At 49.3% G+C, this 24,002-nt stretch carries 26 protein-coding genes; 14 read left to right on the forward strand and 12 right to left on the reverse strand.

The genetic code is table 11. From position 1 onward, the window contains the following. Positions 1-7 precede the first annotated feature (7 nt). Genes J0A65_RS17145 through J0A65_RS17155 form a run of 3 tightly spaced genes read right to left on the reverse strand, consistent with a single transcriptional unit; the run spans position 8 to position 3,367 of the window. The gene (locus J0A65_RS17145; protein ID WP_206595551.1) at positions 8-1,321 is read right to left on the reverse strand and encodes an ABC transporter permease; all 1,314 of its coding nucleotides are present in this window, start codon (positions 1,319-1,321) and stop codon (positions 8-10) included. After that, entirely contained in the window at positions 1,314-2,045 is a 732-nt protein-coding gene (locus J0A65_RS17150) for an ABC transporter ATP-binding protein (protein ID WP_206595552.1), read from the reverse strand. The genes J0A65_RS17145 and J0A65_RS17150 overlap by 8 nt, the downstream gene beginning before the upstream one ends. A gap of 50 nt (positions 2,046-2,095) precedes the next feature. After that, positions 2,096-3,367: an efflux RND transporter periplasmic adaptor subunit gene (locus J0A65_RS17155; protein ID WP_206595554.1), complete on the reverse strand. Its 1,272-nt coding sequence runs from the start codon at positions 3,365-3,367 to the stop codon at positions 2,096-2,098. Between the two features lie 127 nt (positions 3,368-3,494). On the opposite strand from J0A65_RS17155, the gene J0A65_RS17160 reads away from it, so the two are divergent. The 3 genes from J0A65_RS17160 to J0A65_RS17170 are packed head-to-tail and all read left to right on the forward strand — an operon-like array spanning position 3,495 to position 5,517. Further along, positions 3,495-3,884: an MAPEG family protein gene (locus J0A65_RS17160; protein ID WP_206595556.1), complete on the forward strand. Its 390-nt coding sequence runs from the start codon at positions 3,495-3,497 to the stop codon at positions 3,882-3,884. Between the two features lie 7 nt (positions 3,885-3,891). Further along, entirely contained in the window at positions 3,892-4,413 is a 522-nt protein-coding gene (locus J0A65_RS17165; RefSeq protein WP_206595557.1) for a DUF2937 family protein, read from the forward strand. A gap of 36 nt (positions 4,414-4,449) precedes the next feature. Further along, on the forward strand, positions 4,450-5,517 hold the full coding sequence (locus J0A65_RS17170) for an ABC transporter substrate-binding protein (protein WP_206595559.1): 1,068 nt from the start codon (positions 4,450-4,452) through the stop codon (positions 5,515-5,517). On the opposite strand, the gene J0A65_RS17175 is transcribed toward J0A65_RS17170, so the two are convergent. Then, complete coding sequence (locus tag J0A65_RS17175) at positions 5,514-6,257, reverse strand: metallophosphoesterase (RefSeq protein ID WP_206595561.1); 744 nt, start codon at positions 6,255-6,257, stop codon at positions 5,514-5,516. The two genes, J0A65_RS17170 and J0A65_RS17175, sit on opposite strands and share 4 nt — an antisense overlap. A gap of 182 nt (positions 6,258-6,439) precedes the next feature. Here J0A65_RS17175 and J0A65_RS17180 point away from each other — a divergent pair, with 182 nt between their 5' ends. From J0A65_RS17180 to J0A65_RS17225, 10 genes are all read left to right on the forward strand, one after another. Then, positions 6,440-6,991 (forward strand): GNAT family N-acetyltransferase, encoded by a 552-nt coding sequence (locus J0A65_RS17180; protein WP_206595563.1) that lies wholly within the window; start codon positions 6,440-6,442, stop codon positions 6,989-6,991. Between the two features lie 143 nt (positions 6,992-7,134). Beyond that, the gene (locus J0A65_RS17185) at positions 7,135-7,821 is read left to right on the forward strand and encodes a rhomboid family intramembrane serine protease (RefSeq protein WP_206595564.1); all 687 of its coding nucleotides are present in this window, start codon (positions 7,135-7,137) and stop codon (positions 7,819-7,821) included. Between the two features lie 257 nt (positions 7,822-8,078). Further along, positions 8,079-9,896 (forward strand): diguanylate cyclase domain-containing protein, encoded by a 1,818-nt coding sequence (locus J0A65_RS17190; protein ID WP_206595568.1) that lies wholly within the window; start codon positions 8,079-8,081, stop codon positions 9,894-9,896. 60 nt (positions 9,897-9,956) lie between these two features. After that, complete coding sequence (locus J0A65_RS17195; protein WP_206595569.1) at positions 9,957-10,598, forward strand: tetratricopeptide repeat protein; 642 nt, start codon at positions 9,957-9,959, stop codon at positions 10,596-10,598. After that, on the forward strand, positions 10,595-11,251 hold the full coding sequence (locus tag J0A65_RS17200; RefSeq protein WP_206595572.1) for a response regulator: 657 nt from the start codon (positions 10,595-10,597) through the stop codon (positions 11,249-11,251). Before J0A65_RS17195 ends, J0A65_RS17200 begins: the two co-directional genes overlap by 4 nt. After that, positions 11,248-12,567, forward strand: coding sequence for an ATP-binding protein (locus J0A65_RS17205; protein WP_206595574.1), 1,320 nt, complete (start codon positions 11,248-11,250; stop codon positions 12,565-12,567). The genes J0A65_RS17200 and J0A65_RS17205 overlap by 4 nt, the downstream gene beginning before the upstream one ends. Then, the gene (locus J0A65_RS17210; protein WP_206595576.1) at positions 12,560-12,910 is read left to right on the forward strand and encodes a cupredoxin domain-containing protein; all 351 of its coding nucleotides are present in this window, start codon (positions 12,560-12,562) and stop codon (positions 12,908-12,910) included. The genes J0A65_RS17205 and J0A65_RS17210 overlap by 8 nt, the downstream gene beginning before the upstream one ends. Then, on the forward strand, positions 12,900-13,685 hold the full coding sequence (locus J0A65_RS17215) for a hypothetical protein (RefSeq protein ID WP_206595577.1): 786 nt from the start codon (positions 12,900-12,902) through the stop codon (positions 13,683-13,685). The genes J0A65_RS17210 and J0A65_RS17215 overlap by 11 nt, the downstream gene beginning before the upstream one ends. After that, on the forward strand, positions 13,682-14,377 hold the full coding sequence (locus J0A65_RS17220; protein ID WP_206595579.1) for a hypothetical protein: 696 nt from the start codon (positions 13,682-13,684) through the stop codon (positions 14,375-14,377). The genes J0A65_RS17215 and J0A65_RS17220 overlap by 4 nt, the downstream gene beginning before the upstream one ends. A gap of 18 nt (positions 14,378-14,395) precedes the next feature. Next, complete coding sequence (locus tag J0A65_RS17225) at positions 14,396-14,761, forward strand: CBS domain-containing protein (protein WP_206595580.1); 366 nt, start codon at positions 14,396-14,398, stop codon at positions 14,759-14,761. A 45-nt stretch (positions 14,762-14,806) separates the two neighbouring features. Here J0A65_RS17225 and J0A65_RS17230 read toward each other — a convergent pair whose 3' ends face one another. The 8 genes from J0A65_RS17230 to J0A65_RS17265 all read right to left on the reverse strand — a co-directional run bounded on the left by J0A65_RS17230 (position 14,807) and on the right by J0A65_RS17265 (position 23,108). After that, the gene (locus tag J0A65_RS17230; protein WP_206595581.1) at positions 14,807-15,349 is read right to left on the reverse strand and encodes a cytochrome b; all 543 of its coding nucleotides are present in this window, start codon (positions 15,347-15,349) and stop codon (positions 14,807-14,809) included. A gap of 34 nt (positions 15,350-15,383) precedes the next feature. Further along, complete coding sequence (locus J0A65_RS17235) at positions 15,384-16,184, reverse strand: phosphatase PAP2 family protein (protein ID WP_206595582.1); 801 nt, start codon at positions 16,182-16,184, stop codon at positions 15,384-15,386. Then, entirely contained in the window at positions 16,177-17,778 is a 1,602-nt protein-coding gene (locus tag J0A65_RS17240) for a phosphoethanolamine transferase (RefSeq protein WP_206595583.1), read from the reverse strand. Before J0A65_RS17240 ends, J0A65_RS17235 begins: the two co-directional genes overlap by 8 nt. A gap of 9 nt (positions 17,779-17,787) precedes the next feature. Beyond that, the gene (locus tag J0A65_RS17245; protein WP_232850025.1) at positions 17,788-18,216 is read right to left on the reverse strand and encodes a diacylglycerol kinase; all 429 of its coding nucleotides are present in this window, start codon (positions 18,214-18,216) and stop codon (positions 17,788-17,790) included. After that, the gene (locus J0A65_RS17250; RefSeq protein ID WP_206595584.1) at positions 18,206-19,789 is read right to left on the reverse strand and encodes a ShlB/FhaC/HecB family hemolysin secretion/activation protein; all 1,584 of its coding nucleotides are present in this window, start codon (positions 19,787-19,789) and stop codon (positions 18,206-18,208) included. The genes J0A65_RS17245 and J0A65_RS17250 overlap by 11 nt, the downstream gene beginning before the upstream one ends. A 212-nt stretch (positions 19,790-20,001) precedes the next feature. After that, the gene (locus J0A65_RS17255; RefSeq protein WP_206595585.1) at positions 20,002-21,684 is read right to left on the reverse strand and encodes an ArnT family glycosyltransferase; all 1,683 of its coding nucleotides are present in this window, start codon (positions 21,682-21,684) and stop codon (positions 20,002-20,004) included. Continuing rightward, positions 21,677-22,381, reverse strand: a complete 705-nt coding sequence (locus J0A65_RS17260) for a TVP38/TMEM64 family protein (RefSeq protein WP_206595586.1) — start codon at positions 22,379-22,381, stop codon at positions 21,677-21,679. The genes J0A65_RS17255 and J0A65_RS17260 overlap by 8 nt, the downstream gene beginning before the upstream one ends. Beyond that, complete coding sequence (locus J0A65_RS17265; protein WP_206595593.1) at positions 22,362-23,108, reverse strand: glycosyltransferase family 2 protein; 747 nt, start codon at positions 23,106-23,108, stop codon at positions 22,362-22,364. The genes J0A65_RS17260 and J0A65_RS17265 overlap by 20 nt, the downstream gene beginning before the upstream one ends. Positions 23,109-23,435: 327 nt before the next feature. Between J0A65_RS17265 and J0A65_RS17270 the strand changes: the two genes are divergently transcribed. Continuing rightward, a partial coding sequence (locus J0A65_RS17270; protein WP_206595587.1) for an ATP-binding cassette domain-containing protein occupies positions 23,436-24,002 on the forward strand: 567 nt, incomplete at its 3' end.

A 24,002-nucleotide genomic window follows, 5' to 3' on the forward strand; every position in this document is an offset into this window, starting at 1 on the left:
GCGCTCCTTACTGGCTTTTCAATTGGCTTGCCGGTGCAATACTGCAGGCGCGCCAGGTTGGATACAGTCCTGCGGCAATGCTGCTTATCAGCGATAGCAGCAAAGCCAGCAGTACCATGTTGATGTCCAGACTGGAGAGGTTGTCGGCAAAGCTGCCATATAAACTGCCGATCCCAAGTAAGCCCAGATAAGCCAGAGCCAATCCGGCAATACCACCGGTCAGGCCTATACACGCCGTTTCTACCAAATGTTGATAAAACAAAGCCTGGCGAGAGGCGCCTATGGCTCGGCGTAAGCCAATCTCAGCAGACTTGCCACTGAACTTGGCGAGTAGCAATCCCACGGTATTAAGCAGGCATACCACCAGGAACATCAGGCTTAGCCATAGCATGACTCTGGCATCATCGGTGACAACTTGGCGGTTTTCCATCCATTGCATTACATCGGACAGACGATTGTTCAATGGCCGGGGGAAGCGCCCCAAGGCTTTCTGTTCATTGGCATAGTTATTCAAAAATGCCAGATAAGCTTGTTTGTCCTGTTCTTCGGGCAACTCCACCCACATCTGATAGTTGATGCATTCAGAACGGAGAAATCCGGCAAAGCTGTCATCTTCCGGGGTTTTCCAGCAGTTGGTGTTACCACCGTTGGGTAGTTGCAGTTCTTCTTTGAGCAAAAACGGGATATACAGATCTTCAGGTTCTTCAAATGCGCCTGTGCCAACATCGTAGAATTTGGGGGCTGGGTACCAGCTTTCTAATACACCCACCACGGTGAACTGGCGTCCCGCGAGTCTTAAACTGCGGCCAACTGAGTTTTCACCGCCAAAAATCTTGTCATTGCTTTTTCGGCTTAGTACCACCACTTGCTCACGACCTTTATCGGCGCTGGCCTGCCAATGTCCGCCATACAAAAAGGGCACGTCAAACATCGGAAAAAACTCGTTTGTGGTCAGTCGAATATAAGCGTTAAAGGGCTTGGCATCCTGGCTCGGCGGCTCTACTACTGCGGCCGTGGTAGCCATAATTACTTGGCGCTGGGCCTTTTGTGCGGCGTATAAGTTGTTGGCGTCTGTCCAGGTCAGCTGTTCCGGTGGCTCATTGGGTTCTTCAGCCGGTTCGTTCGGGTCCCAGCTGTCCACCTGCACGTAATAAAGCTGGTCGCTTTTCTGCGGGATAGGGTTCGAAGACATCAGATAGTTGACCGTGATAGTGGTCATGCTGGCACCAATGCCCAAGGCGATGGCGGCCACCATGAGCGCACTGAGAATCGGATTCCGACGTATGCTAAGCAGCGCCAGCCGCAGATAGTAGTTAAACATGGCGGGCTCCCGATGCGCTGATGCTGGCAATCGGCTCCGGCGCGCTGGCCGAGATGTGTGTAACGTCACTGACCTTGCCGTCTTTGACAAAGATATTGCGCTTGGCTTCCCGCGCCAGAGAAGGATCATGAGTCACCATGACAATAGTGGTGCCTTCATCATTGATATCTTTGAGTAGCTGCATCACGCTGTGCGCCATCTTGCTATCAAGGTTTCCGGTGGGTTCATCCGCCAGTAAAAATCTCGGCTCGCCGGCCAGCGCCCGGGCAATGGCAACCCGCTGTTGTTGGCCACCGGATAACTGGGCTGGTAGGTGTTTCATTCGGTTCGCCAGGCCCACTAATTCCAGGCAACGCTCAATGCGGCGCTTTCGTTCACTGCCGTTAAAACCTCGATAACGCAGTGGTACATCGACGTTGTCGAACAAGTCCAGATCGGGGATCAAATTGAAGCTTTGGAAGATAAAGCCAATTTTCTCATTACGCAGGCGACTGCGCTGGGTGTCGTTAAGATGACGAACATTCTCACCATCTAAGTCGTAGACGCCATCATCAAAGCTCTCAAGTAAGCCAGCAATGTTTAAAAAGGTGGTTTTCCCCGAGCCAGACGGGCCGGTGACGGTCACAAACTCACCTTCTTTAACGTGCAGATTGAAATCGCTCAGGGCGCGGGTTTCTACCAGATCAGTACGGAATATTTTGGTCACGTTCTGCATGTTCAACATAATAGATTTCCTTTTTTATTTGTGCGTAGCCAGGCAAATGGCCGTGCTTGCTAGTTGGTGATTTGGATCCACTCGGCGCCGTCAAATTGCTCGGTACCTGAAACAATGATGGTGTCGCCTGCTTGCAGGCCTGCCAGAATTTCCACACTGGATAAACTGCGGGCACCGGTTTCTATGCGCTGGCGTTTGGCCATACCATCGCGCACTACGTAGGCAATAGTGCCGTTGCCACTTTCCAGAAACTGGCCGCGCTGGACCATCAGAACATTGGTTTTGTTCTCCATCAGGATTCTGGTCGTCAGGCGCTGATTCTGACGCAGCCCTTTAGGCGTGGAGGCGGCAAAACGCACCCGTCCGGTCACTTGATTGTTCTCAATCTCAGGGGAGAGAGTAACCAGGGTGGCGGGGTGCGTTTCGCCATTGAAATTGACTTGAGCATCCATGCCGATGGCGAGATCGTCTGCATAGCTTTCCGGTATTGAGACTTCCAGCTCGAATTGACTGAGGTCCACCACAGATAAAATGGCCTGGTGGCGGGTCACCTGATTTTTATCTTGTACGGCCAGGTTACCGACAATACCCTTAACCGGTGAGCGCAGGGTCAGTTCATCGACCTTACGTTGCAGGTCGGCGACCAGTAATTGTTGGCGATCTACTTGTAGTTGTTGCGAGCGAATTTCAAAGGCCAGGCTTTCTTCGTCAAGTTTGGCATCTTGCACAGCATGCTGATGAACCAGACGGGCGTTTTCTAGTTCGTCCTGGGCTTTTTCAAAGTCAATCTGACTGATAGTCGCACTGGCATAGGCCTTGTCTGCCCGACGCTTTTCCCGTTCAGCGGCAACCAGTGAGACATTGGCCATGTCAACAGACTTTTGGTTTTCGAGGTGCTGAATTTTGGCCTGAATTCGTTTTCTATCCAGTTCCATTTTCTGCTTCTGTAAACTGGATTCTTCCTGCTTGAGTTCGTTGGTTAACTCTGGGCTGTCGATACTCGCCAGTTCCTGGCCTTTTTCAACCTGGGCACCGGCATCCACACTAAAACTGATGGTTCCTTGTGCCGGGCTATATAAGCGCGGACTCACGGCAGCCACCACTTGTGCTTGTACTGATAAGTCGCGAACAAAGTCCCCTTGTACAACATCGGCCAAGCGAAGGCGCTGCAAAGGAATGGATGCTTGTGCGCTGGACCACTGATTTAAGGTTGGAAACAGCAGCAGCGTAGCACTGGTGAGTATTAAGCCGGTGATGATAAGGTAAGTTTTCTTGCGGCTGGCTTTGGGCGCCAGCAACACGTCCTGACCGCTGGTATCGGTTATGCTCATGGTATTTTCCCCTGGGTAACTGAACAATCGATGTGTAAGTCGAGGGGCTGTGGCAGAAAGTTGATATGGGGGTTGTAAGGAAATGTGTATTTTCTGTTAAATCGGCTGAGAACCTGCTGAATGGGAGATGTTTCTTGTGATTAGTTTGTTTTATGCCGGTTGGTCACTGTTACTGGTACTGTGGTTGTCAGTGCAAGTTATCAGACGGCGTCGATTACATCAGGTGGCTGTAGGTGACGGTGGGCACAAAGACCTGCAACTTGCCATCAGAGCTCATGCTAATGCGCTGGAGTATTTGCCTCTGGCGCTATTGATGATGTTTATGTTGGAGCAGCAGCATTTAAGCCCATGGTTAATTCATGGTCTGGGTATTACCTTATTGATGGGGCGTGTTGTGCATGCTGCAGCTATGCCCAGACGTAACCTCAGGTTACGTGTTGTGGGCATGGCGATGACCTTTCTGGTGTTATTGGCCGGGGCGCTGCTGGGCATTACCTTGGCCCTGATTCGTTTGTGAGGAAAATATGCTATCTGCCTTAGTCAATAAACTGGTTGAATATCTGCGTTTGTTGCTATTTATGGCGGCAGTGCTGATTGGTGTGCAAGCACCGGGCTTTATCCAGCAATATGAGAATACCTTAGCTGCCCATTTAGCCGAGGCTAAGCGTAGTGTCACCCCTTTTATGCAAGATGCCAACTTGCATACCAACGGCGATATCCATGCGTTAATTCAGCGTTATCAGCAAAACCAGGATGCCGCGGTGCGTGACGGGGGAGACAATATTGAGGAATTGCTGCAACGGGTTGAATATCTAGAGAGAATGCTAGAACAGCTTAGTACTAACGCCTTGCAACGTGGCTACTATGCATTGGTCCAACCCGATCCTGAATTATTCAGTGAAGTCAGTGCTGCCTATGATTATCGGGTGCCATTAAATGCCACCGCCATCATCTGGGGATTGTGTTGCGGCATAGTGTTGGCGGGGTTATTTGACCTGTTTATTGGACTTTTTCTCTGGATGTTGCCCACCCGACAAAAGGCCTGACTATACTCAAATAACTAAGCCGTTGGAGCATTCAGAATGCTTAAGCACAGTGTTTTACTTGTATGTTGCTGGCTACTGAGTTTCGCCGCACAGGCGACCTCTGTGATGTTTGTATCCCCCTCTACTCCTGATGATCCCTTTTTCAGCCGGGTTGAGCTTTTTACCCGCTTGGCAGCGCAAAATCTGGGTATGGAATTGATGGTAGTCTATGGTGATGCGCATCGAATTTACCAGCATGCAGAGTTGGAAAAGCGCTTAGCCAGCGACCAACCCGACTATTTATTGGTGCAAGTGTATTCAGGCTCCGGCAAAGCCTTATTCGAGCTTTTAAAGCGTTACCCCAAGGTCAGCGTTATCAGCCTTGAACATCTTTTGCTTAATCATGAGACCGAGGATGTAGGCCTGCCAGGCCAGCATTATCCAAATTGGATTGCCGAGGTTGCCTTTGACAATGTGGCGGCGAGCGAACTACTAAGCAGCTATTTGCTCAGTGCATGTCAGGAAAATGCGCAGGCTGGGCGTCCCGGTGTGGTTGGAGTGAATGGGTTGCATGGTCAGGAAGCGCTGCAGCGTCAGACCGGACTGGTGGAAGAGGTTGATCAAAGACCGCCATTTTTGGTTCATCAGGTGGTCAATGCCAAATGGCAACGGCCACTGGCTGTTCAGCAAACCAAAGCACTGCTGGGACGCTATCCCGATACAAGTGTTATCTGGTCAGCGTCTGATTGGATGGCGCTCGGCGTAGCAGAGGCGGTTGAACCTTTAACCAGAAAGGGCCTGACTTATTGCATCGGTGGGTTTGATTGGATCCCTGAAGTTGTTGATGCAATTAAATCTGGCCAAGTGACCGCCAGTGTTGGTGGGCACTTTATGATAGGTGCCTGGGCACTTGTGATGGCGTACGATCATTTGCATGGCAGATTGCCCGCATATGTGAAAAGCGGTGAGGCGGTATTTGATATGCACTTGATGCATAAAGACAATGTTAAGGAATTGGCGCCTTGGTTGGATCCTAAAGCCTGGCAAACAGTGGATTTTCGCTCATTCAGCTTGTTCAAAAACCCGGGTTTGAACAGATATCGTTTTGTTTTACCTGGCTCTTAAAATGCCTTATAAGGCAGTTGCTGGTCGATAGTCTTACGTAGTTTCTTTCGTTTGAATAACGTCAGGGTGCCTCGTTGTGGCATTAGCGCGGCACCGAGATTGATGCCAGTGATATTGCCTTTCGCCCAATTTTTTCTTGCAGGTTCGCCGCCCAAGATTACGAAATCGAGTTCGTTATAGTAACGACGTTTCTTGGTCCATATATCATGTCCAATAAGGCAGTCCAGTAACTGAACTAAACTCGCTTGGATAAAACCTTCTTCGCTAAAGTGTTTTAAGGGGGCTGCGCTTACCAGACCTAGCGGTGGGTATTTTCTTTGCTCAATAATGTAGGCGATAGGAAGTGCTTGTAAGAGAGGAGGGATGTTGACCAAATCGCATTTGAGCTCAAGGTTCTGATTAAAAGCCCATTGGCCTCCCGCCATATACCAGTGCAGATAATGTCCGCGTTGCAATGCGTCCAGCAACATAAGTTCATGCAACCCTAGCACCGAGAAGAACCAGGGTTGCATTAATAAATTCAGTACTTCGCGGCTTTCTATGCCTGGATCTATCAAGTTACCTGCACAAAATAACCTATCCTGACGAGGATCAAACTGGGCTTTATGCAGCGCATGTTTTAAGGCGCTGTATTGGCCGGCGATATCACCTACAAAGTAGTCCTTACCTCGCCAATTAGCCTCAAGTCTGCGTAAGCGCGTGAATGACCCTAGCATTTGGGCCAGATTTTGATGATTCATGGACGTCCCGATCTCTGGGTTATCACAGGCCGCCCTGTGTGGTTTTTCGCCATAATCCGCCAACCTAGCAGTTTTTGTTGTTAGAGCAATGGGATCATAAATATTTAATAGTCCTACCTAGATTGAAATAAACGACTTAGGCCTCATTGAGCAAGGCTTGCAACATTACAAGGAGTGCCATTATGCGAGCGTTACCCGTATTGGAAACAGAGCGACTGATATTAAGAAATCTCGAGGATTCGGATGCTGATGCCTTGTTTACTATTTTTTCTGACCCTCAGGTAATGACGTATTGGCATACGCCTCCCTGGTCGGTCATCAGTGATGCGCAAAACTACATCGCCGCAGCCCACCAAGGCATGTTGGTTGATGAACAATACGTTTTTGCTATTGTGGACAAGCACAACCATACCTTGATGGGGAAATGCCTGTTATGGCAAATCGTTCAGAGCTCGCAGCGAGCGGAAATTGGTTTTGGTTTAGGTGTTCCTTTTTGGGGTAAAGGGTATATTCAGGAAGCCGGTCGAGCGCTGCTTGAATTTGCTTTTAAGCAGATGGCGTTAAACCGTATTGAAGCGGAAATTGATCCAGATAATACCGGCTCTGCCAAAGCGTTACTGCGATTAGGTTTTGAGCAGGAAGGACATCTGCGTCAGCGCTGGATTGTTGATGGGCACAAATCTGACTCTGCCTTGTATGGATTACTTCGCGAGGATTGGGCGCTAAATTCTTAGCCATTATTATGCCAAGTAAACCGACTTTCGACGGCCGATTTCTTAGGTAAATAGGCGCTATCCGGTAATTTTTGCTATTGCGGCATTTAAACTCTTTATTCGAACCTCATATTTACACTAATAGCGATATTGTGGAGCCTTCGATGCCGCATACCAAACCGGCCAGTCTGGGGCGGGCTATGCTGATAGCCTGCTTATCACTTTGTCTACTGTGGTGGGTGAAACTGGCGGAGACGTTTTTCGCTTTAAATCTCAGCGCATTGGCCTTAGTTCCGGGGAGTGCAGTCGGGCTGACGGGTATTATTACTGCGCCATTTTTGCATGCCTCCTATATACATCTATTTAGCAATAGCTTGCCTGTGTTGGTGCTAGGGACATTGTTTCTCTATGGCTATCCACGTTCATGGAAGCCAGCCTTATTGCTTATTTGGCTGCTTTCAGGTGTCGGCGTATGGTTATTTGCCAGGCATGCACCCCATGTGGGGGCAAGTGGCGTGATCCACGGCGTGTTTTTTTACTTGCTGATATCCGCCATTATCCGCCGCGACAAACTGTCTGTGGCGCTGATGATGGTCGGTTTTTTCCTTTACGGCGGTATGGTGATGAGTATTTTCCCCACAGAGCCGCAAATATCCTTTGAATATCACTTTTTTGGTGCTGTGGCCGGATGTCTGGCATCGGTGTTTTTTCAACATCGGGATCCTAAACCTGTGGTTGAGCCGCCAGTGGTCATAGACGATGACGAGCCAGATCCCCTTATTGGTGATCAGTGGCAGCAATCATCCGCTGAGTCTGAACAAGAGTGGCCTTCGCATCGCCGTGATAACTAGACTGGGGTGACCTTTTCAGTGCAAACCCAGTCGAATTAAATCTATGTCGTTTACGAAGCCCTGCGTTGTTATTTGTCGTCCAAGTGCAGGGGATAAAGTCCACTCTTTTATGCTCTAATGGCCCACAGACGTTGAAAATTCAACGCTTAAAAGACAAATCGTTGTTAATAAATGCCAATCTATCAGGTACTTGCTTCTATTCTCTAAATAGTCTGGCTACAATGGGGCACGTATTGCTGTAACCGGCACGTTATTGAATGACTAAGGGAGCTTTGCGCTTAATCTGTTTACTGGGCAGTGTGACACTTGCCTGGAGTGGAACCCTACATGCAGCGTCGACAGCAGACGGTTTAGTTCGCTCTTTGCAGGCGGACAATTATGAATGTCCGACCGACGAGCAAGCAGCACAAATTGAAGAACATCTGTCATATAACAGTTTACCTCGTTCCAAACTGTTTTATTTGCAGGTGCGTAAAGCGCAGTACCTGGCCTGTGGTGGCAAGCTGGAAGAAGCTTCTGAGCTCTTAGAGCAGATGTTGAACGAGCCACCGCCAAACGAAGGATCAGAGAACTTAGCCTACGCCTTATATTTAGCCGGTATCGTCACCAGTGGCAGTCACTCGCAAGAGCGCTGTGATTATTACCGTGCCGCCGAGCAAGAAGCACTGAGAGTGGACTCCCAATCAATTTTACTGGGCGCGCAATTAGAGTTGACCTCTACTTGTGATATTGACGAGCAGCATATCGACAAAAGCCTAGCCAAACTCTATGCCTTGCTGGAGCGTTATTCTGCAGCAGAAGATCAAGCCGTAAGATCGGATATTTTCAATAATATTGGCAATTTGTACGCGCTAATTGGCCAGCATGAACTGGCGGGGGATCAGTACATTAAGTCTTATCAGATGTCTCAGGGTGTATATCAGGGAGAGACCCTGTTAATGCCGCTGTTTAATGCCATCAATGCTTATCTTCATAGTGGTCGATTAGAACAAGCCAATCAGGCACTTTCCGAGCTGATTAAACAAAACAGTCAGGTGAACACGGCGTTGAGTAATGCCTGGGTACAGCAGGCGCAAGCGGGTTATGCTTTTTATCAGGGTAATCAGCAACTTCTCAAAGATAGCCTGGCGCGTTGGGCGGTATTTCTGCCGGACTTGTCACACCCAGACATGGACACTATTTACCGCAGAATGCAGGCTGAAGCCTGCTTGGTGGATTTAGATCTGCGCTGTTTACGCGACTACATTGCACTGGAAGTGCCACAGCGGCCTTACCAGCTGTCGGAAGATTTGGCTTATTTACGCCTGCTGGTTAATAGCTATCACGTGCTGGGGCAGTCTGATGCTGCCTATGCAGTATTCAAGCGTTACGACCAGGTTAGTCAGCGCCTATTTGAAACTCAGCAGTCATCTTCCAAGATCCTTGGTGTCGCGCAAATGTTGTCCGACATTGTGGCCTTGGAGTCTAGCCTTGAACAGATCAAGAAGAAAGAAGCCGTGGCAACCATGCGTTTGGTGGCCGCATTGTCGGTAGTGGCTGCACTGCTGGGGCTGCTCGCCTGGTTGTTTTACCGCCGTCGCAGGGTAGAGCGGCAGCGGGATCAGCACACCGGATTGCTGACCGGTGGTGCGGCGATGGATAAGCTGAAAGGATTTACTCGGCCTTCTGTATTGCGTGTCCATGCCATAAGTTTAATTGAGATTGATGGCCTGGACGGTATTAACCTTAGTCATGGCCCGGGAAGTATTGAAAAAGTGCTGCGACAGGTTGCAGACAAGCTTCGTCAGGCTTGCCGGGTTGGCGATGTGATAGGGCGTATGGGTAGTCAGGAATTTTTGGTCTGCCTTAACGATATAGATGAGATCCGTGCCAAAGAACATATGGAAGGTTTGATATCAAGCCTGATTCAAAGCGCGTTTGAAACAGCATCAGGGCAAACAGTTAATCTACAGGTACGTTATTCGTTAATGATTCTGGATGAAGCTCTGGATGATGTCGTGGCGCTTTATCAGGGGCTTGTTCAGGCCATGGCGCAGGAAAAGCGTATGCAAGGTGCGCAGCCCGTCTTAACTTAATATTCTGTTAAGGGAAGTGTTTTAAAGTCGCAGCAGATTGAATAAACCAGGATGATTGCGATGAATAAGTGGATAACAGGACTGTTCATGTGCCTGGTATGGCAATTAGCTATACCAGCTCAGGCGCAGCAACTGGCAACCCCACTTCTGACACAATTGGCTGATTCGATGGACGGAATTGATGGCGAGCAAACGCAGCGAGTCTTGATAAGGCTGCAGCAAGAAGCCGAGCGCTATACTCACCAATGCGGGGATTGTGCGGTTAATTGGTTGGTATTAGGCCGCATCAGTCATGAACTGGCTCGCCAATCAGGCGGATTGGCTCAGCTTAGAGCGGCGCGTTCCGCCAGGGATGCATTGACCCGCGCAGCGCATTTGGATGCCTACGTTGCTGATGGTGAAGCATTATCTGAGTTAGCGCTGCTGTATCTTGAAACACCACCTTGGCCGTTATCTTTTGGTGATGCACACAAGGCGAAAAAGCTGATTGAAGAAGCTTTGAAAGTTGGGCCAGACAGCGCTGCAAATCACCTTGCTGCTGCTCGCTATCACCTGGAAAAAGGACAAGCGCAAACGGCCAAAAAGCATCTGGAGCTCGCCATTAATGCCTCACCTGATAATGATGACCCCTTGTATTCCTTGAATTTACGCCAGGCCTCAACCATGCTGGCAAAAATAAATAGTAGACTGTTGGAACAATGAGACTTTTACTGATTGAAGACGATATGCAACTGGCTGCGGGCTTAATTCAGGCGCTGCGCAGCGAAGGTTTTGCCGTTGATCATCTTAGCAGTGGCCGTCAGGGACTGTCCGCTTTGCTGGCTCGACAGGCTGATATGGCTATTCTGGATTTAGGTTTACCGGATATGGATGGCATCGAAATCCTCAAGCAAGCCAGGCAACAGCGACTGGGTATTCCAATACTGGTATTGACGGCTAGAGACAGCATGGCAGATAAGATTAAGGGCTTGGATTTGGGCGCTGACGATTACCTTGCCAAGCCTTTCGATGTGCCGGAATTACTGGCCCGGATTCGGGTTATCGCCAGACGATTAGGAACTTCTGATGATAGCTGTATCGCTATTGGCACGGTAACCCTGGATACCTTGGCACATAAGGTATTGGTTGAACAGCAGCCTCTGGCGTTATCTCGCCGCGAGTATATGCTGGCTAAAGCCCTGATTGAAAATGCTGGCCGTATTCAATCCCGCGAACAGCTGGAAAGCCATTTGTATGAGTGGGGGGATGAAGTGGCAAGTAATGCTGTTGAAGTGCATGTTCATCATTTGCGTAAAAAATTACCCGCTGGCTTTATTCAGACCATCCGGGGTGTGGGTTATACCGTAAACAAATGAGCTCCATTCGCCGCTATCTCGTATTGATACTGCTCTCGGTAATTACCTTGGTGCTGTTTTTTGCTGCAATCAAAGGCTACCGGGGTAGTATGGAACGAGCTACCAGTTTGTTCGACAGCCAATTGGTGGCGGTGGCAGATACGCTCGAGACGATGCAGTTGACAATGCAGGTGGGGCAATTGCGCAAAGAATCCGAGATGATTCTGCAGATTTGGCACAACAACGAGTTGCTGCTGTATTCCTTTAACAGTCCTAAATCGCCGATGACAGCCTTTGAGCAGGGCTTTCGCGATGAAAACTTTTCCGGTCAGCGTTGGCGTACGCTGGCGCGATATTATCCTGATTCGCAACACTGGCTCATGTTGGCCCAGCCGTTAAGCCATCGCTACGATTTGGCCGATGAATTAGTGTTGGCGGCAGTGCAGCCGTTGGTATTCAGTTTGCCTCTGTTGGCGTTGCTGATTTCTCTGGCGGTAAAACAAGGTTTGCGGCCTCTGGTTGGCTTGTCTGATGCGTTAAAACAAAAAAAGGCCGACGACCTCAGCCCGGTTGAACTGAATCAACCACCGTCAGAGCTGCAGCCAGTCCTCAAAACTATAAATCGTTTGCTGGTTCGATTAGATAGCGCCTTTGCGCGGGAGCGGCGCTTTGCCTCGGATGCCGCTCATGAACTGCGCACGCCCTTAAGTGTGCTGAAAATCAATTGCCATAACCTGGCTCAGGAGCTGGGAAGTAAATCCACAAACCTTGCTCAACTTACGGATGGCGTTGAGCGTATGGGGCATGTGGTCGATCAGATTTTGCTTCTAAACCGCACCAACCCAGAGCATTTCAGCGTGAATTGGCTTGAGGTTGACCTTTACCAACTTTGCCAACAATGTATTGCTAATCTGTATCCTCAGCTTCATGCCAAACAACAACAGATTGGCCTGTCTGGTAAAGCTACGCCGATGCGTGGTGATGCCTTTTCATTAAATGTGCTGGTGCAGAATCTGGTGTCCAATGCCAGTAAATATAGCCCGGTTGGCAGTCAGATCGAGGTGAGTGTCGAGCAGCGTAGTCAGGGTATTTGGCTTTGTGTGGAAGACTCCGGTCCTGGTCTGCCAGAATCTGAGTATGAGCGGGTGTTTGAACGCTTTTATCGGGTTGGTGGCGATCGTCACCAGTCTGGTACCACGGGTTGTGGCCTGGGATTAGCCATTGTGAAACATATTGTTGATTTATACGGTGCCCATATTCAATTGCAACGCTCAGTAAAGCTGGGCGGATTATCTGTGCAGGTGCAGTTTAGCGAAACGAGAGGTAAGTATGACTAAAGGACGTCTTACCCTTGGCCTGCTGCTGTTGTTTGGTTTGCCCTGCCAGGCCGAGATAGATGAATTTGAGCTGGTGCTTAAGGAACATTTGTTTTACCCCGCCAGGTTGGAGGTGCCCGCCGGGCGCAAGGTTAAGCTGGTTATCCATAACCAGGACGACACCCCTGAGGAGTTTGACAGTTTTGACCTTAACCGCGAAAAGGTGATTTTCCCCAATCGTAAGGCGACAGTGTACATTGGGCCGCTAAAACCCGGTGTGTATGATTTTTTTGGTGAGTTTAATCCCAATACCGCACGGGGACAGGTGGTGGCTGTTCGGCAGGAGGGCGGAAATGCTGATTAATTCCGTGATCCTGTTTTTACGCGATGCCCTGCCGGTGTTTGTTTTAATCAGCATGTTATTAGCGGTGGCGAATCATTCGCACCGGCAAATCAGTTGGTTATGGTGGGCGCTGGTACTGGGGTTATTTGGCAGCCTGGGCTTAACGCATGCGGTGGATAATCTCAGTGAGCTTCTTGATGGCGCCGGGGTTGAGGTTTTCATGTTCAGCGGTCAGGTCGCTACGTTCCTGTTGCTGCTGCTCAGTTTGTATTGCCAGTTTAGTCATAGACGACGCGGCTGGCGCTGGTCAGCGATTGCGATAGTTGCCTTGCTTCTAGCTATGGATGGTGCCAACTTCCTGGTGTATTTCTTTAGTTATTGGGCCCATGAGCAAACGCCTTTGGCCCTTATTATGGGTACGATTCTGGGGGGAGCCGTATGCATGAGCGTGGCGGTGTTGCTGCATATTCTTTGTCGACAGTGGTTGGCGGCAGGGTATATGTTGCCTGGTGCTTTACTGATGCTGATGTGGGGGGCTGGTCAACTAAGTTACGCCCTTAACCTTCTGACCCAGGTGGATTTGCTCCCACCCATGACGCCTATCTGGGATACCAGCAATTGGATTGCGGACAATTCTGAACTTGGGCATTTGCTGAATTCCTTGATGGGATATGAAGCCGCGCCCGGTTTGCTGCAACTGAGTATTTATTTGTTAGCCGTGGTACTGCCCTTTAGCTGGCTTTACCGGCATGTTCACCTGTCCCGCTCGCCTCTGGCCGCAAAGGGGGAAGTATGAAAAATCAATTTTTAGCAGCGGCGTCGTTGCTGGTTTGCTGTCTGGCCCAAGCCGATGGCTACGTGGTTGACAAGGTCTACCATCCTAACGTTTTGCCCGATGAACAGCGATTGGAGTGGCGCTTTATGTCGCGTCAGAATGATGATCGTAATGTACTGGCGCAGCGTATCGGGTATGGCCACTCGTTGTCAGAGTATGTGACCATGGAGGCTTACATAGTTGGTGAACGAGACAGAGACGATAATTTTGGTTTGCAGGCCTACGAACTTGAAAGCCGCTGGATGCTTACCGACCAAGGTAAATACTGGGCAGATTGGGGGCTAGTGTTTGAGTTGGAAAAACAACACAAACAAGATGCCTGGGAGGCCACCTCTGGACTGGTGATGGAAAAGGAATTTGGACGTAACAGCCTGACCATGAACTGGTTTCTGGTATACGAATGGGGTAAGGCGCTACATAATGAATTTGAAACCGAGTTTCGCATGCAGTACAGGTTTCGCTGGAAACCCCAGGTTCAACCTTCTATTGAATTGTTTGTGGGCGAAGATTTTGTTGGTTTAGGCCCCGCACTGATGGGGGTGCAACGATTTGACGGTCAGCGCCAGTTAAAATGGGAATTAGGTTTTATCTCAGAAGTGAGCGGTGTGGTGAAGGATCATACGCTAAGATTTGTACTGGAGTATGAATTCTAACCACAAATGGAGTTTGTTATGCGAGTCGGCGACTTACCTTTACATGCCGTCATCAGGTACGTTAAAGCATCCGATTCATTGGAAACTGCACGCCAACAAATGCTTAACGCCAAGATAAGTAGCTTGCTGGTAGTAGATACGAGCGCGGCGCCAGTTGGTCTGATTACCAGTAGAGACCTGCTCAAGGTAAATGGCTCAGGAAATATTGCTGTTGAACAACTGACCACTCAACCCTTGGTGACAATTTCTGAGGATGCCGAAATACGTCAGGCTTGTCGCTTAATGCTTGACCATCAGCTTCACCATTTGGCGGTAGTGGGCGATGATGAGGTGGTGGGAATTTTATCCAGTCTGGATATCGTTGCACATTATCTGAGTCTTTAGATGCAAAGGAGAAACCGGCTGCCGTAAAACAGCCGGCTTATTGATTTATTTTTTCCCCGGCAACATGCGCAACAGAGTATTGTCCTTTTTGCCGTAATGATGCCAAAGCGCTAAAAAGGCGTGTAAGCCGATTAAAAAGTAGCCGGCCTGTCCAATAGTTTCATGCCATTCTTTGACCATGCCGGCTAGTTCGCGGTTTTCTGCCACTAGCGGGGGAAGCGTTAATCCGAAAAAAGGGATGCTTTTACCAGCGGCACTTAAGATAAGCCAGCCTGCTACAGGTAAGCCTAGCATCAGCAAATACAGTAAACCGTGCATGGCCCCTGCAAGTTTAATCTGCAGTGCAGACGGTGCCGGTTCGATAGCCGGAGCACGGGTGGTCAGACGAAAATAAATGCGGATCAGTACCAGCATACCTACCAGTAACCCCAACATAAAATGCCACTGTTTGAGGGCTTCACGAGGATCACTGCCTTTGGGATAAATTTCTCTCAACTCAATGCAAGCGTATACGGCCACAATGAGCAGCAGCATAAGCCAATGCATGGCAATGCTGATGGGATGATAGGTGTTGCGTTGGGAAGACATCTCATTATTCCTTTTTAATTGTAGGGTTATGTCACTATTGTTCGGCTTTTTCAGGGGATAAGTCAATGGAGGATGTGACCAGTGGAGGGACTGGTGTAAATGCGGTATCACCTGGTACACGAGGGCGTACAAAGAATTCCAGCAAATCTCGCGGGACATCAAATTGTCGGTATACCTGCCACGCCAAGGTACAAATTATCATCCATGCTAGTAGCATGGAGATTAGCGTATGACTTAGGAAATGGTCGCCAATGGCCATTTTGTAGCCCCCCATCAGCCATCCCAGTGAAAGAGTGCTGACCAAGGTTAATTGGCGAGTTCTGGCGGAGGGCATCAAGAAAATCAGTGAGAGCAGGGCAAAGCCGCCACTGGCATGACCGGCTGGAAAACATTTCTGTGCTCTGCTTGGCTGTTTATCCGCAGGATAAGAGGCAAACAGAGAAACATGTTCCACTTTACCGCCGTATTGCACCAGATTTACCGGGCAGGCCATATTGGTTGTGGCTTTTAGCATGCTAACCGAGGAGGGGACGAGTATCATCGACAGTATAACTATCAGTAAACCCGCTCGAAGTGGTTTGAGCGATGGTTTAAAGCGACTCAGCAGTAGTGTGCTCGATAGCAACATAAAGAGCACAAAGAGTGCTGCTTTAATTCCGTCGTAGAAAAATAATCTGGCCCAGGGCTCTTGTTTATCCATAAGCCACTGATGTGTACTGCCGTTATACAGGGTGTTTTGCACTAACATATCCAGCGGGGTCAGGCTGAATACTGTCACAGTCACGACCAGCAAGGCCGCGGTCAGGATCAGATGTCGTAAAAACAACTTATTCATCGCGGTAGACAAAATAAGGAACACAAGGGGTATCGCCGGCAATATGGCTGTCAATTTCAAAAGACTGCAGCAAACTACAACTAAAATCGTCATGGCTAAAGGCTTTATGTGTAAGGCGACGAGAAGGCTCCAGCAGGATATCGGAGCTCTCACCCACCCAAACTAAAAAGGGCACATGGGTTTGCGCTTTGGGTGCCAGAAAATAGGGCATACCGTGCAGATAAAGGCCGTTTTCTCCTAAAGATTCGCCATGATCGCTCATATACAACATGGCGGTTTCATACTTAGGTGTATTGCGCTTTAGCAGTTCGATAACTTCATTCAGAAAATAATCGGTGTACAAAATGCTGTTATCGTAAGCATTGATAATTTCCTGCTCTGAACATTCGGATAATTCCTTGCTTTTGCACGCAGGTACAAAATGTTCAAATTCAGTTGGATAGCGTTTGTAATAGGCCGGTCCATGACTGCCCATCTGATGCAGCACGATCAGAATGTCGCCCTGTTGCTGGTCGATGTATTGCTGTAACCCAGCCAGCATGCCCACGTCCCGACACTCAGTGTCGTCGCAAACTGGGTTCACTTCATCGGAGCGATAATCCTCATAAGGTAGACGGGTTGCTACCCCTTTAGAGTCCGAGTTGTTATCCCGCCACAGCACGTTAACCTTGGCTTTATGCAGGACATCCAACACATTTTCTGTGTACTTAGCACTGTCTAAATCAAAAGACTCTCTGTCACTGAATGAAAACATACAAGGTACGGAAACCGCTGTAGACGTGCCGCATGAACTAACATTGGCGTAGCTGAGTAAGTTGGCCTGCTTAGACAACAGTGGGTTGGTTTGTCGCTCGTAGCCATTCAGGGAAAAATGGTCGGCTCGTGCGGTCTCACCAACCACCACAATCATCAGCTCATAGTGTCCCGTTGGTTTGGGATTTACCTCATTACCGGTGAGTTCAACCAATTGGTCGGGGGTTTTGCTGCGTAAGTGACGGCTACCAAGATCGATGGCAGAGTATACGGGGTAGATAGGGATGGCGTTATAACGAACGGTCTTATGTTCGCGAAAAAACGTAGCGTATTGGTCGGTATAGGGCAACATGCTCAGTATGCTCAGAACAAAGGTTGCGGACAGGGTCGTAAGCGATGCCTTAATACCAGGACGTCTTAGTGCATCGCGATTAAGTGACCAAAGTAGCGCACTGGGAACTAAAGTTAGCAGCACTATGCGCCAAATTAACCCGGCGCTTAACAGATCACCTGCTTCCCCTGGATTGGTCTGTAGCGTATTGGTGAGCATCACCCGGTCAAATATTATGCCCAGCTCGTCAGTGAAATACCCGGTAATGGCAGCTATCAGCAAGATGAGCGGGTACAGCCAACGAGGTGTTAGCAGCAGGCTGAGGAGTTGCACCATCAACAGCAACACAACGCCCAGCAGCAAGGCCACTGAGAGCACAAAGCCCCAATGTTGCTTAATCGGGTAGAGGGTCGTCAGTTGGCTGAAGAAACTGGCATTGGCGCTGAGTAATAAAAACAACACCAGCAGTATTTGGCATTGCCATGGTTTGAGTCTTACAAAACCTAACATGTTGCGTCCTTATGCCCAGTAGTCATACAAAGATAAGCCCCACACCAGGGAGGCAATCAGCATGCTGAGCAGCACGGCCGCAGAACCGAGATCTTTGGCAAGTCCAGATAAAGGGTGAAACTGCGGGCCAATGCGGTCGACCACTGCTTCGATGGCCGTATTGAGAATCTCCACCAGAGGGATAAGCAACAAGCTGATTATCATGGCAAGGCGCCCCCCCAGTGATAAATCCAATAGCAGAGGCACAGGTAACAGTATGGCCAGTAACAATATCTCCTGTCGAAACGCGGCTTCATGTTTACACAGCCAGCAAATTGCACGATAGGAATTAAGCCCTGCTTTTATCAGCCGGGCCATACCCTGGGCTTTAATCAGATGTGGATGTTCATCCGCGCTAATTATTTTGTTCTGGGCGCCTTCCATTTGCTTAGAATGCATGTTTTACCTCTACACGAAATTCCAGGCCGCTTACATCTTCCTGGTCTGAAAAGGGGTGAACGAGATCAATATGAATGACCTGACGATCACTTGAGTGGGTGGAATACAGCCGGGCACCTATCCCGGCACTTTGCAATAATCCGGTTTCTTCATTAGCGCGTGGGGTGTCACCGAAACTTTTACCCGCGTCGTAAAACACCGCGCCGCCCAATTCAAATAGCTTGAAGAGGTTAATTCTGGGGTAGTAACGAAGTTCGGTGCTGACCAGTAAGGTTTGCTCTCCATATTGGTATTGCAGCGGGTATCCGCGCAGACCCGTATCACCTCCGAGGTTCACCGGGTTATCCAGGGTAGGATTGTCAGAGAACTGCCAGGCGGCGCTGGCATACCAGGCAAAACGCTGGTTGATGCGATGGATAAGCTCGCCGCCAAAGCGGCCTGTCATGGAACTGTGGTCTTGTTCGCCGCCAGCAAACCCGCCAGCTTGTAGCCGGGCAAGCAGCAAAGTGTTGGCGTTCCAGGCTAGCCCTTTGCTGGCGGACAGGTTCCAAAGCCAGGCGCCTTGTTGTGGGCCAGATGCCAGGTTGTGGCCAAGATTGGCTTGCAAATGCCAGCCCAGGTTAATGTCTTCTTTCTCTTCTATCAGGTGCAGGTTACGCATGGTGACAAAGTCGTCTTCCAGCCATTCCATGCCAACCCAGGGATAGTTGAAGATACGGTCAGCGGGCAGATAATCTGATTGAGGCTCGCTGAATCTGTGTTCATCTTTGGTCCAGCCCGCCAATACACGCAGGTGATGATCATCCCAGTTACCGATTTTCCAGCCCACGTTGAGAGTCTGGTAGTCAATCTGGTGCCGGAACAGCAGTTCGTCCTGGCTGTTGTGGAACAGGGTATCGACGCGATCTTCGCGGTTAAAACCGACACTGCCACCAAAGTTACTGTCAACGCTGACCAAAGGCTTGTCGAAAAAGACGCTACGCTGATACCCATCTGGGCTGTCAATCAAGCGTATTCTGGCACTGCTGTTGTGGCCCATAAATAACGGGAACTCGGTATCCAGCTTGTAGCCTGTACGCTGTGGATCGGAAAAATAGGCAAGTTCGGCATCAACACCTAAACCCAACAGATTGCGGTCTTTTAAGCCCACCTCAAAATGGTTTCTCCCGCCTTTGCGGCCAAAGTCCATAATCGGCATCAGCGACCAGGTATCCCAAGTGTCAATTTGAATCCGTGGCGCTGTGTGACGAGCGTCTTTAACCAACTGAACCTTAGCGTCGCGTAAATAATTTCGGCTACGTAAGTGCCGCTCAACTTCGTAGAGCTTTTGTGGATCAGCTTCGCAGGGAGACAAAAAGGCCAGCTCATTTTCCAAAGTGGCTTTTTGGGTATCAATGTGCAGGTTGTTGGCTAGCTTGTGAAGCCAGGTGGTATCCGGTTCACTTTCATCAAAAATAGTATGAATATTCAGTTCAATCTCGGCGGGTTGCTCACATGCCATGATGGATGCTGACCCTAAAAGGCAGGTCAAACCAAGAGGCAACGCCTGGTAATAGGGCAATCTTGGGTGCATGGCATTTCCTTGAAGAATACTGCTAACCCTTAGCCTATTCTCTGAGTCTTAAGAAAGTCTGAAGACGCCAAGATTTTTTCAAAGCATTTTTAGCTTGGTTAATAAAATTCCTTTTTGACAAGGAGTTAGATTGAAATTTGCGGTGGTGAAACAAGGGTATTCAGCAGCAGTACCCTGAAGAAAGGGAGATGAGAATTAGCCTGGCTGCCAAACTAAGGTTTGGCAGCGTAAAAGACCGGCAGGGCGGGGTTTTCCACAAGGCAGTCAGGCTGTCTCGCGGAGTTATCTAACAATAGCCAGTCTTCGCGATGGGCAAAACCCAGGTCAATGCCCTTATCAAAGTTAAGGCAGTTAAGTCCCGACTGACGTGCAACTAAAACCCTGCCGTCTGGATGTTCTGCTAACCATTGCCAGGCCACTTGCTCTTGTAGACGTATTGGTGTGTGGTAGCCAAAGTGGCCGAGGGGGTAAGGCGCAAACAGCAGAAACTGTTCTTTTAATCCAATGATCACCAGAGGTACGGGATTGGGCTCGTGATGTTGTAAATTACTCAGTACCTGTTGTGGGGTTTTCACCGGGCCTAGTAAGGCGTAACCCCAGGTGCTGTAGAGTAGCCAGAAGGGCAGGATAAACACCAGCCAACTTTTACCCTGGTCTCGCACAAATAATCCACCAAGCAGGCCTATGACTCCCAGACTAAGCAGGAACCACCAGGGTTGAATAGGGTAGTCATCCACCAGACTCTGTATTTTTTCAACGCCCAGAAGACCGGCGATGGCTATGATCAACAGCAGCGACCCAAGCAGGGCAACTACACCATTTATTAGGCGGGTTGGCCAGCGGCGTTGCAAAACATCATGTAAAAACGGCGCGCTAATCAGCGTCAGCATAGGCAAGGCCGGCAGAATATAAACCCCGCGTTTGCCCGGACTCAGACTGAAGAATACTAAGACCAATATTACCCAGCCCAAAGGCAGAATAATACGTCTGTCACCGGCTTTGACTGCGCGCCACCATTTGGGGAGCAACCAGGGTAAGAGCAAACTAAGCGGTAACCAGAAGAGGGGAATGACCGAGGTCAGGTAATACCAGAATGGCTTGATATGATGCCACGAATCTGCATAGCGCTTGGCCGTCTGTTTAAGCAGAATGTTATCCCGGTACATTTCAAAGGCGGCATCGTTGCTATTTGCCACCAGAATAAGCATGGGTACAAACCACAGTGCGATAACTGCCAGCATAGCCAGCGGACCTGCCCACCAACGCCAACCGCCTTGAATGTCATCGGCTGCAGGTCGAAAGTGACGGGCCAGGAAAAAGGGCAGGAGCATCAATAGCGGTAAAAAGCCAACCCCCTTGGTGATGACGCCTAGCCCCATGGCGGCAAAGCCCAGGTAATACCAATGCCAGCCGTCTTTACAATAGATATGTCGTAACAGTCCATAGCAGCCAAGGGTGATCCACGCACATACCATGGCATCAATCTGTGCGGTTTTAGCTTGCAGCACAAATTGAAAACACATCAGCAGAAGGGCCGCGGCTAATATGCCGGTCTGCTCATTCCATAAGCGTTTACCGAGGTCATAAACCAAGCAGAGTGTCAGCAATCCGCATAGCGCCGATGGCAACAAAAAGGCTAGCTTGATACTGCCTAACAACCAGTAAAAAAGCGCGATACTCCACATAAATACAGGAGGTTTGTCCGGGTAGAGTTCGCCGCCACGCATGGGGAAAAACCACTGACCGGAGTCCACCATTTCAATGGCAACCTGAGCAAATCTTGGTTCATCAGCAGGCCAGGGGGCTCTGAGCCCCAGGCCTGAAAAAATGACCAGGATAGCCAACAAGGCCAGTATTAACTTGGCGTTCTTGCCTGAAAATAACTTACTAAACATGGGCATGAACGTCCTGCTTAGTCTCAGTTTGATGGCTTAGGCGAGTGCGACGATACAACCAGAGACCTATGGCACTGGAGACAATCAGTAAAATAGCGCCAAGCACCATTTGTAAGTGTGCATTGAATTTAAGCCCGGCACCGGATAAGGCAAAAACCAGCATCTGAGGTAAGTAGCCAATAAATGAACCGGTCAAAAAGGCAAGAGCAGGTAAGCGAATCAGACCTGCCAACAGGTTGACCGCCAGATTGTTTCCAACCGGAAATAGCCTCACCGCCACCGTTGCCTGCAGGGTATTGTGTGAGAGAAAATCACGTAGTCGTTTACCTGGCAGACGTTGTTTGAGAAAGGCCAGATGATTGCCCATTAGCCTAACTGTCAGCAAGGTAAGACTGGCCCCCAGGGTAACCGCCAGGGTCGATAATACTAACCCACTGAACACCCCGAAATAATAGCCACCGATAAATGCGGGAAGCTGTCTGGGAAGACCCACAGCGCTAAGCAATGCGAACATCCCAACGAATATAGCGCCATCATAGTATGAGTTACCTGTCAGGTACTGACCGAAACGCTCTGGCTGCCAATCTGCCAGCCATTGGGTTTTGCCGACAAACCAACCAATGATAAGTAGTGCACCCAGCCAGGCCAAAGCCGGAAACAGACTACGTACGAATGACTTATGCGCCGGACTGATCATGCCGATACTCCGTGCACTGTGCGGTCATTCGGTTACGTCGCTGTAACCACATCACACCAAATATATCTACTAAACCAACCCAGGCACGATTGAGCATGCCGTACTTAGACACCCCCGCCATTCTTGCACGGTGGTTTACTACGGAAATTTTAACTATGCCGCCGCTACGTTGAACCAGTGCCGGCAGAAAACGATGCATATGATCAAAATAAGGTAGTTTGAGGAAGGTGTGGCGAGGGAATAGCTTCAGGCCACATCCCGTGTCTGGTGTGTTGTCACCCAGCAGTGAGGCACGGATCTTATTGGCAATACGGCTTTGAAAGAGCTTCCATTTGCTGTCGTGGCGGTTTTTACGATACCCGGCAATTAAAAAGTCCTGCTTGTCTGCGAAGGATTTAGCAATTTCCAGCATGGCTGGAATGTCGGCTGGGTCATTCTGCCCATCACCATCCAGCGTGGCAATCAGTCTGCCAGCGGCGTGGCTCACACCTAAATGAACCGCAGTGCTTTGCCCACAACTTTGTGGGTTTCTGAGAATGCGTAGCGGGACGTCGCCGGCTTTTTGCAAACTCTCCAATACCGCAAAGGAATGATCGTCGCTGCCATCATCCACATAAATAATTTCGTAGGAAACTAGCCCCTGCAGGCTTTGCTGTATTTCGTTGATAAGCGGTTGAATATTATCTTGTTCGTTTTTTACCGGGACAACGACAGATAGTTCGGGCATGGCTGTTCGCTTAGGTGCACTACTAATAGCTTCAGCATATTGTGCATTGCTTAAGGTTTCCTTAAGACTGTCTTGTCCAGACCCAGATAGCGGTATCTGCATATGGCTTCCCCTTGGTGTTTGACAGCTCTTTCCATATTGCTGTTCTTTTTGTTAATGAAATGTAGAAGCAACTTGTTGATTTTGCATCATTTTCATGACAAGAAAATAAATTTTTGGGTGACACCCTAAATCAGCATACTTTCTTGGCAAATTGGGCTAAACTGCGCCGCTTTTTTGTCCGCTATGTCGGCCAACCTTCTAACTTATTCGCTTGTACAGGTTCCTATGATTGCTACCGCCAATATCACTATGCAGTTCGGTGCTAAGCCGCTTTTTGAAAATATTTCCATTAAGTTTGGAGGAGGTAACCGCTACGGGCTGATTGGTGCCAATGGCTGTGGTAAGTCCACTTTTATGAAAATTCTGGCTGGCAAGTTGGAACCCTCTTCCGGAAATGTGATGCGTGAACCTAACACCAGGGTAGGGGTATTGGGACAGGACCAGTTCGCGTTCGAGCAATTCAGCGTTATCGACACCGTCATCATGGGCCATAAAGAATTATGGGAAGTGAAGAAAGAACGGGATCGCATCTATTCCTTGCCGGAAATGAGCGAAGATGACGGTATGTTAGTTGCTGAGTTGGAAACGCAGTTTGCCGAAATGGATGGTTATACCGCCGAGTCCCGCGCTGGCGAATTATTGTTGGCGCTGGATATCCCAGTTGAACAACATTTTGGCCTGATGAGTGAAGTGGCACCAGGCTGGAAGCTTCGGGTGTTGTTGGCGCAGGTGTTGTTTGCCGATCCTGAAATCATGCTGCTCGACGAACCGACCAACAACCTTTATATATTG

The sequence above is a fragment of the Bowmanella yangjiangensis genome (assembly GCF_017255015.1).
In the GTDB taxonomy this organism is placed as follows: domain Bacteria; phylum Pseudomonadota; class Gammaproteobacteria; order Enterobacterales; family Alteromonadaceae; genus Bowmanella; species Bowmanella yangjiangensis.

Bases quoted from the DNA above. Each gene is read 5' to 3' on its own strand.
- J0A65_RS17160 (WP_206595556.1), top strand. From the start codon at position 3,495: ATGTTTCTTGTGATTAGTTTGTTTTATGCCGGTTGGTCACTGTTACTG.
- J0A65_RS17185 (WP_206595564.1), top strand. From the start codon at position 7,135: ATGCCGCATACCAAACCGGCCAGTCTGGGGCGGGCTATGCTGATAGCC.
- J0A65_RS17205 (WP_206595574.1), top strand. From the start codon at position 11,248: ATGAGCTCCATTCGCCGCTATCTCGTATTGATACTGCTCTCGGTAATT.
- J0A65_RS17265 (WP_206595593.1), bottom strand. From the start codon at position 23,108: ATGCCCGAACTATCTGTCGTTGTCCCGGTAAAAAACGAACAAGATAAT.
- J0A65_RS17175 (WP_206595561.1), bottom strand. From the start codon at position 6,257: ATGAATCATCAAAATCTGGCCCAAATGCTAGGGTCATTCACGCGCTTA.
- J0A65_RS17180 (WP_206595563.1), top strand. From the start codon at position 6,440: ATGCGAGCGTTACCCGTATTGGAAACAGAGCGACTGATATTAAGAAAT.
- J0A65_RS17200 (WP_206595572.1), top strand. From the start codon at position 10,595: ATGAGACTTTTACTGATTGAAGACGATATGCAACTGGCTGCGGGCTTA.
- J0A65_RS17215 (WP_206595577.1), top strand. From the start codon at position 12,900: ATGCTGATTAATTCCGTGATCCTGTTTTTACGCGATGCCCTGCCGGTG.
- J0A65_RS17255 (WP_206595585.1), bottom strand. From the start codon at position 21,684: ATGTTTAGTAAGTTATTTTCAGGCAAGAACGCCAAGTTAATACTGGCC.
- J0A65_RS17225 (WP_206595580.1), top strand. From the start codon at position 14,396: ATGCGAGTCGGCGACTTACCTTTACATGCCGTCATCAGGTACGTTAAA.
- J0A65_RS17170 (WP_206595559.1), top strand. From the start codon at position 4,450: ATGCTTAAGCACAGTGTTTTACTTGTATGTTGCTGGCTACTGAGTTTC.
- J0A65_RS17190 (WP_206595568.1), top strand. From the start codon at position 8,079: ATGACTAAGGGAGCTTTGCGCTTAATCTGTTTACTGGGCAGTGTGACA.
- J0A65_RS17145 (WP_206595551.1), bottom strand. From the start codon at position 1,321: ATGTTTAACTACTATCTGCGGCTGGCGCTGCTTAGCATACGTCGGAAT.
- J0A65_RS17155 (WP_206595554.1), bottom strand. From the start codon at position 3,367: ATGAGCATAACCGATACCAGCGGTCAGGACGTGTTGCTGGCGCCCAAA.
- J0A65_RS17235 (WP_206595582.1), bottom strand. From the start codon at position 16,184: ATGAATAAGTTGTTTTTACGACATCTGATCCTGACCGCGGCCTTGCTG.
- J0A65_RS17220 (WP_206595579.1), top strand. From the start codon at position 13,682: ATGAAAAATCAATTTTTAGCAGCGGCGTCGTTGCTGGTTTGCTGTCTG.
- J0A65_RS17245 (WP_232850025.1), bottom strand. From the start codon at position 18,216: ATGCATTCTAAGCAAATGGAAGGCGCCCAGAACAAAATAATTAGCGCG.
- J0A65_RS17250 (WP_206595584.1), bottom strand. From the start codon at position 19,789: ATGCACCCAAGATTGCCCTATTACCAGGCGTTGCCTCTTGGTTTGACC.
- J0A65_RS17260 (WP_206595586.1), bottom strand. From the start codon at position 22,381: ATGATCAGTCCGGCGCATAAGTCATTCGTACGTAGTCTGTTTCCGGCT.
- J0A65_RS17230 (WP_206595581.1), bottom strand. From the start codon at position 15,349: ATGTCTTCCCAACGCAACACCTATCATCCCATCAGCATTGCCATGCAT.
- J0A65_RS17240 (WP_206595583.1), bottom strand. From the start codon at position 17,778: ATGTTAGGTTTTGTAAGACTCAAACCATGGCAATGCCAAATACTGCTG.
- J0A65_RS17150 (WP_206595552.1), bottom strand. From the start codon at position 2,045: ATGTTGAACATGCAGAACGTGACCAAAATATTCCGTACTGATCTGGTA.
- J0A65_RS17195 (WP_206595569.1), top strand. From the start codon at position 9,957: ATGAATAAGTGGATAACAGGACTGTTCATGTGCCTGGTATGGCAATTA.
- J0A65_RS17165 (WP_206595557.1), top strand. From the start codon at position 3,892: ATGCTATCTGCCTTAGTCAATAAACTGGTTGAATATCTGCGTTTGTTG.
- J0A65_RS17210 (WP_206595576.1), top strand. From the start codon at position 12,560: ATGACTAAAGGACGTCTTACCCTTGGCCTGCTGCTGTTGTTTGGTTTG.